The 6,798-nt window shown below is 49.6% G+C and carries 5 protein-coding genes; all 5 read right to left on the bottom strand.

What is annotated here, in order from left to right; translation table 11 throughout:
• Positions 1 to 25: 25 nt before the first annotated feature.
• Positions 26 to 1,837 carry an acyl-CoA dehydrogenase FadE gene (locus AC4E7D_RS09810; protein WP_490173622.1) on the bottom strand — a complete coding sequence of 604 codons (1,812 nt, stop codon included), beginning with the start codon at positions 1,835 to 1,837 and terminating at the stop codon, positions 26 to 28.
• A gap of 20 nt (positions 1,838 to 1,857) precedes the next feature.
• Positions 1,858 to 3,048 (bottom strand): acetyl-CoA C-acyltransferase, encoded by a 1,191-nt coding sequence (locus AC4E7D_RS09805; RefSeq protein WP_490173621.1) that lies wholly within the window; start codon positions 3,046 to 3,048, stop codon positions 1,858 to 1,860.
• A 2-nt stretch (positions 3,049 to 3,050) separates the two neighbouring features.
• The gene (locus AC4E7D_RS09800) at positions 3,051 to 5,456 is read right to left on the bottom strand and encodes a 3-hydroxyacyl-CoA dehydrogenase/enoyl-CoA hydratase family protein (RefSeq protein ID WP_490173620.1); all 2,406 of its coding nucleotides are present in this window, start codon (positions 5,454 to 5,456) and stop codon (positions 3,051 to 3,053) included.
• 17 nt (positions 5,457 to 5,473) lie between these two features.
• Complete coding sequence (locus AC4E7D_RS09795; protein ID WP_490173619.1) at positions 5,474 to 5,926, bottom strand: MarR family winged helix-turn-helix transcriptional regulator; 453 nt, start codon at positions 5,924 to 5,926, stop codon at positions 5,474 to 5,476.
• A gap of 88 nt (positions 5,927 to 6,014) precedes the next feature.
• Positions 6,015 to 6,798, bottom strand: a 784-nt coding sequence (locus AC4E7D_RS09790) for an AMP-dependent synthetase/ligase (protein ID WP_490173618.1), incomplete at its 5' end; no start/stop codon positions are given.

Raw genomic sequence — 6,798 nt, 5'->3', positions numbered from 1 at the left:
CCCCAAGGAAACATCAGTTACCTGATTAGTCAAAGGTATACCCGTTGTCAGCAGCTACTTTGTCAGCAATTATAGTTCTCAGCTGCACAACATTGGGTTGATTGATGTATTTGGTAAATCGCTTGAGTCCCATGAGCATCATGCGCTGTTCGTCGCCTTCTGCGAAGGACACGATGGCCTCTTTCGCCCGTTGCGTAATGAGGTCAACGGCATTGTAGAGGTACAACCGCGACATGGCGATCTGGGCTTCCTGGGCTTCCTCACCAAAGCGCTTGGCATTCTTTTCTGTTCGGAGCAGGGTAGATTCTGCCATGTAGATTTCTATGAGGATATCGGCCGCAGCCAGCAAGAGTTGCTGGTGTTTTTCCAGGTCGGGTCCAAACTTTTGTACTGCACTTCCGGCTACCATAAGGAACACCTTTTTTAAGCGGGCTACCAGGTCTTTTTCCTCTGAAAACAGGGCGGAAAAGTCAGGCGTCTCAAATGATGGGATGCCCATCAATTCTTCTCCCACTGCCGTTGCCGGGCCTAGGAGGTCCACATGGCCCCGCATGGCTTTTTTAACCAGCATACCTACGGCCAGCATGCGATTGATCTCATTGGTCCCTTCATAAATTCGGGAAATACGGGCATCCCTCCAGGCTGATTCCATCGGGGTATCCGCACTGAAGCCCATACCTCCAAAAACCTGAATACCCTCATCTGTGGTCTGTTGCACATCTTCAGAAACGGCAACTTTCAATATGGAACATTCAATGGCATATTCCTCCACCCCTTTAAGTTCTGCCTCCTGGTGAGAATTTCCATCGGCCACCCGTATGGCAATGCGGTCCTGAATGTCTTTGGCTGCCCTGTAACACGCAGATTCTCCGGCATAAGCGTTCATAGACATCTGGGCAATTTTGGCCTTTATGGCCCCGAAATTCATGATCGGCGTCTTGAACTGAACACGTTCATTGGCATAACGAACGGCTTCATGGGTTACCCTGCGCTGGGCTTCCAAACAGGCGGCAGCCAGTTTTATACGCCCCACATTGAGCGCATTCATAGCGATCTTGAACCCGTTACCGCGCTCAGACAGCATGTTTTCCACGGGAACTTTGGTTTCGTTAAAGAATACCTGCCGGGTAGAGGAGGAGTGGATCCCAAGTTTCTTTTCCTCATCGCCCAGGGTGATACCATTCTCAGGATCGTTCTCTACAATAAATCCTGTAATGTACTTGTCGTCCTCAATCCGGGCAAAAACGATAAAGAGGTTGCAGAAGCCCGCATTGGAGATCCACATTTTTTGTCCGGTGATGCTGTAGTATTTCCCATCCTCAGAAAGAACAGCTTTGGTTTTTCCCGAATTGGCATCAGAACCGGCTCCGGGCTCGGTAAGGCAGTAAGCACCAAACCATTCCCCAGTGGCGAGTTTTGGGACATATTTCTTTTTTTGTTCTTCAGTGCCGTAGAGGGTGATTGGCATGGTGCCAATTCCGGTGTGTGCCCCAAAAGCCGTACTAAAGGAACCTGTGGCCCCCGAAATATAATCGCAAACCAGCATGGTGTCTACAAATCCCATGCCCATACCACCATAGGCTTCGGGTACGGCGATGCTCAGGAAGCCCATTTCACCAGCTTTGCGCATACAGGCCTCGGTGTAGGCATAGTCCTTTTGCTCAAAACGTTCCCAGTGCCCCCAAAGTTCACGGTCTACGAACTCCTTGGTGCTTTCGCGCATCATTTTTTGTTCTTCATTCAGATCCTCCAGGGTGAAGACATCTTCACAGGCGGTCTCTTTTACTATAAACTGCCCGCCTCGCAGAATTTCTTTTTCTTTTATTTCTGTACTCATCTTGCTTATTTTTTGATTGATTAATTCAAAAACTCATAAATACCGGCGGCTCCCTGTCCGGTTCCCACGCACATGGTTACCATACCGTATTTTCCTTTCATATTTCGTTTGCGCATCTCATCGAAGAGTTGCACTGAAAGTTTAGCACCTGTACACCCGAGGGGATGGCCCAGTGCGATAGCTCCGCCATTGACATTAACGATGTCTTGGTTTAATTGCAGTTCCCGGATGACCGCCAGGGACTGTGAAGCAAAAGCTTCGTTCAGTTCAATCAGTTCTATTTCGTTTTGATTTAAACCAGCCTGTTTAAGTGCCTTGGGCACTGCCTTCACCGGCCCGATACCCATGATCCTGGGCTCTACCCCCGCGGCAGCGTAGTTGACTAGCCGGGCAATGGGTTCGAGTTTAAGTTCCTTAACAAGTTCTTCGCTCATCACTAAAACAAAGGCAGCCCCGTCACTCATCTGGGAGGAATTCCCTGCGGTGACGCTTCCATTCGCCGCAAAAACCGGTTTCAGTCGTCCGAGTACCTCAAGCGAGGTGTCTGCCCTTGGCCCCTCATCTGAATCTACGGTGTAGGTCTGGGTTTCTTTCTTGCCTTCCGGATTAACAAAGGTGTGCTCCACCTCAATGGGTACAATCTGGTCCTTAAATTTCCCTTCCTTTTGCGCTGCCAGTGCCTTCATATGGGAATTATAAGCGAATGCATCCTGGTCTTCCCGGGATACCTTGAATTGTTCCGCTACAGCCTCTGCCGTTAGGCCCATCCCCCAGTAGTAATCCTCATGGCCTTCCTTTGCCGTCTGATAATCCGGTGTGGGTTTGTACCCGCCCATGGGGATATAACTCATACTTTCCGCCCCGCCAGCGATGATACAGTCTGCCATCCCGGCCTGAATCTTAGCGGTGGCTATGCCAATGGTTTCCAGACCGGAAGCGCAATAGCGGTTAACGGTTACCCCGGGTACATCCTGTACCTCGAGCCCCATAAGGGAGATCAAGCGCGCCATATTCAGGCCTTGCTCTGCTTCTGGCATGGCATTGCCCACAATCACATCATCGATGCGTTTTTTGTCGAGTTGAGGCAGTTCCTCCATCATATGGGCTATAGTTTCTGCCGCCAGTTCATCTGGGCGTTTGAACCGGAATAACCCCCTTGGGGCTTTTCCAACTGCCGTTCGGTAGGCTTTAACGATATAAGCTGTTCTCATGATTAGTTTCTTAAAGGTTTACCAGTTTTGAGCATATGCTGGATGCGTTCCAGGGTTTTGCGTTCCGTACACAGGGAAAGGAAGGCTTCACGTTCGATATCCAGCAGGTATTGTTCGCTTACGAGGGAGGCTTCAGAAAGGTCACCACCAGCCATTACATAGGCCAGTTTGTCCGCAATTTTCTTGTCGTGCTCCGAAATGTAATGCGCCGCTTCCATGGAGTCTGTTCCCACGAGGAACATTCCCAGGGCCTGTTTACCAAGCACCTTAACATCGTTCCTGCGGATGGGTTGGGTATAGCCGGCTTCGGCCATCAGCTTGGCATAGGCCTTGGCCGTGGCTATTTGACGGTCTTTGTTGACCACCACCACATCTTTTCCTTTTTGTAGTATGCCCAGGTCAAATGCCTCATAGGCGGAAGTAGACACCTTGGCCATTCCAATTGTCAGGAAGTATTCCTGCAGCACATTGAGCTCTACGTCATTCTTTCGGAAGGTATCGGAGGCACGCAGTGCCATTTCCTTGGAGCCGCCACCTCCGGGGATCACCCCAACACCAAATTCCACCAGGCCAATATAGGTCTCGGCGGCTGCCACTACTTTATCGGCGTGGAGGGATAACTCACAGCCTCCCCCCAGGCACATCCCGTGGGGTGCTGCTACCGTAGGGATGGCCGAATAACGCATACGCATCATGGTGTCCTGGAACATTTTTATCGCCATATTCAGCTCGTCGTATTCCTGTTCCACGGCCATCATAAAGATCATGCCGATATTGGCCCCCACAGAGAAGGTGGCCGCCTGATTCCCGATAACGAGGCCCTGAAAGTCTTTTTCTGCCAGGTCAACTGCCTTGTTGAGCCCGGCAATCACGTCCCCGCCAATGGTATTCATTTTGGACTGGAATTCGCAGTTCAGGATCCCATCCCCAAGGTCCTCGATCACCACACCACTATTCTTGAATACTTCGTTGGATTTTCGGATGTTGTCCAGGATGATAAATGCATCCTGACCCGGTTTTTTGATCGATTTCTTATCGGGTATGTTGTAGAAATAAGTCGCCCCATTTTGCACGCTGTAAAAGGAACTCACCCCTTCTGCCTGCATTTCACCTACCCAGCTGGCAGGCTGCTGTCCCGCTTCCTCGATCAGTTCGAGGCCTTTTTCCAGCCCAATGGCATCCCAGATCTGGAACGGACCGTGCTCCCAGCCGAAGCCCGCTTTCATAGCATCGTCTATCTTGTAGAGTTCGTCTGTAATTTCGGGTATACGATGGGATACGTAGGCGAAGAGGGCACCGAAACTTTTGCGGTAGAATTCTCCGGCCTTGTCTTTTCCGTTGATCAAAACAGGGAAACGCTCAATGACCTTATCGATGGGTTTGGTCAGCTCGAGGGAGGCAAAGTTTGCCCGTTTTTTGGAACGATATTCCAGGGTGTCCAGGTCGAGCGTAAGGATTTCGCTTTTGCCTTTGTCTCCCTTTACTTTTTTATAGAAGCCCTGCCCGGTTTTACTTCCCAGCCATTGCTTGTCTGACATGGTCTTTATGAATCCCGGGAGTTGAAAAAGGGCATGTCTTTCATCATCGGGGCAGTTTTCCCCTATACCGTTGGCCACATGGATAAGGGTATCCAATCCCACGACATCAACGGTTCTGAAAGTGGCAGATTTCGGCCTCCCGATCACAGGACCAGTAAGCTTATCCACTTCTTCCACGGTGAGCCCCATGTCCTTAACTGCATGGAACAGGCTCATAATACTGAAAATCCCGATACGGTTTCCAATAAAGGCAGGGGTGTCCTTGGCCACCACTGAGGTCTTGCCCAGGAATTGCTCCCCGTAGGAATTGAGGAAAGACAGTACCTCGGGTTTTGTTTTCGGGCCGGGAATGATTTCAAACAACTTTAAATACCTCGGGGGATTGAAGAAATGTGTCCCGCAGAAATTCTGCTGGAAATCCTCACTGCGCCCCTTGCTCATAAATGCAATGGGGATACCTGAAGTATTGGAGGTGATCAGTGTCCCTGGTTTCCGGTACTTTTCTACCTGTTCAAATACCTTTTGTTTAATATCCAGTCGTTCCACAACGACTTCGATGATCCAATCTACCCCGGCAATCTTATGAAGATCGTCCTCCAGGTTGCCTGTAGTGATCCTGCTGGCAAATTTGGAATGGTAGATAGGTGAGGGTTTGGATTTCAAGGCTTTGGCCAGCGCATCATTGACAAGTCGGTTGCGCACTGCCTTATCGTCCAGGCTGAGCCCTTTCGCTTTTTCCTTTTCATTAAGTTCCCTGGGTACGATATCCAGGAGTAGGACTTCCACGCCAATATTGGCAAAGTGGCAGGCGATGCCACTTCCCATGATTCCGGAGCCGATCACGGCTACTTTTTTGATGTGTTTTTTCATATTCAGTAGGGATTCTCTCAATTTTCAGGGGTGTCCTGCAAGTATATTTTCTTTTCTGCTATCAGTTGGTTTATTTTTTCTGTGACCTCAAAAAAATGTTTGAGTTTTTCGGCAGGCACACCCTCTTTTACCGCATCGTTGAACCGAAGCACGACAGCTTTTGAATCTTCTCGTTTTTCCAGCCCAAAGGGGGTGAGGTGGATAAGGACGCTTCTGCCATCTTTCGGATTGGGCCGTCTTTCAATGAGACCCCTTTCCTCCATACTTTTCAGGATACGGGACAGGCTAGTGGCTTCCATTCCCATTTTGGGTCCCAGGGAAGTGGAAGGGGTACCTGTCTTGGGGTCTATGCTCAAAAGCGTAAACCCCACAGCCATGGTTGCCCCGAATTTCTTGGCTTCTTCGTTGTACATCCGGGCTACGGCTTGCCAAGTGGCTCGCAGGGCGTAATCAATAGTAATATCCTTCATGGAAACAATTCTGTTCCCAAAGATACAAAAATTTATTATGCATGCATAATAAATTTGCCTAAAGTGCAGGTACGTTTAAATTGAAATATCAGTGTCCGTAGATGTCGTTGTAGAGGTGGATATACTTCTCCCTGATGATCTTTCTGCGCAATTTCATAGTAGGGGTTAGGTGCCCGTCATCGACGGACCAGACATCCGGAGTAAGTCGGAATTGCTTTACTTTTTCCCACTTTGCAAAACTTTCATTGGCTTCATCCACTTCTTTCTGATAGCGGGCGAGGACTTTCTCATTCACCACAATATCAGAATTTGCACCCAGGGTGATGTTGTGCCGGTCTGCCCATTCGTAGAGGAACTCGTAGTTGGGCTGGATCAGGGCTGCAGGCATCTTTTCCCCTTCGCCCACGACCATGATCTGTTCGATAAAGCGGGATTGCTTAAACCGGTTCTCCAGGAGCTGCGGGGCCACATATTTCCCTCCCGAGGTTTTGAACATTTCTTTTTTACGATCAGTGATCTTTAAAAAGCCTTCTGCATCGATCTCTCCGATATCCCCTGTATGGAAATACCCGTCTTTGATCACTTCTGCAGTCTTTTCGGGGTCCTTGTAATACCCCATCATCACATTGGGGCCTTTACAGAGGATCTCGCCATCATCGGCAATCTTTACCTCTACATCGTCTATAATGCGACCTACCGATCCAATTTTCCAGCCCGCATTCCTCTGGTCGTTTACTGAAATCACGGGAGAGGTTTCCGTAAGGCCATACCCTTCCATCACGGGAATTCCAGCAGCGCCGAATACGCGCGCAAGCCTTGGCTGCAGGGCAGCACTTCCGGATACCATGGTCTCCAGGTTCCCACCCAGGGAC

The sequence above is a fragment of the Lentiprolixibacter sp. genome, from assembly GCF_982873095.1.
Note: the sequence above shows the minus strand (reverse complement) of the source record. Positions and strands in the feature narration are given on the sequence as shown.

Coding starts and splice junctions, on each gene's coding strand:
- AC4E7D_RS09805 (WP_490173621.1), bottom strand. CDS start 3,048: ATGAGAACAGCTTATATCGTTAAAGCCTACCGAACGGCAGTTGGAAAA.
- AC4E7D_RS09810 (WP_490173622.1), bottom strand. CDS start 1,837: ATGAGTACAGAAATAAAAGAAAAAGAAATTCTGCGAGGCGGGCAGTTT.
- AC4E7D_RS09795 (WP_490173619.1), bottom strand. CDS start 5,926: ATGAAGGATATTACTATTGATTACGCCCTGCGAGCCACTTGGCAAGCC.
- AC4E7D_RS09800 (WP_490173620.1), bottom strand. CDS start 5,456: ATGAAAAAACACATCAAAAAAGTAGCCGTGATCGGCTCCGGAATCATG.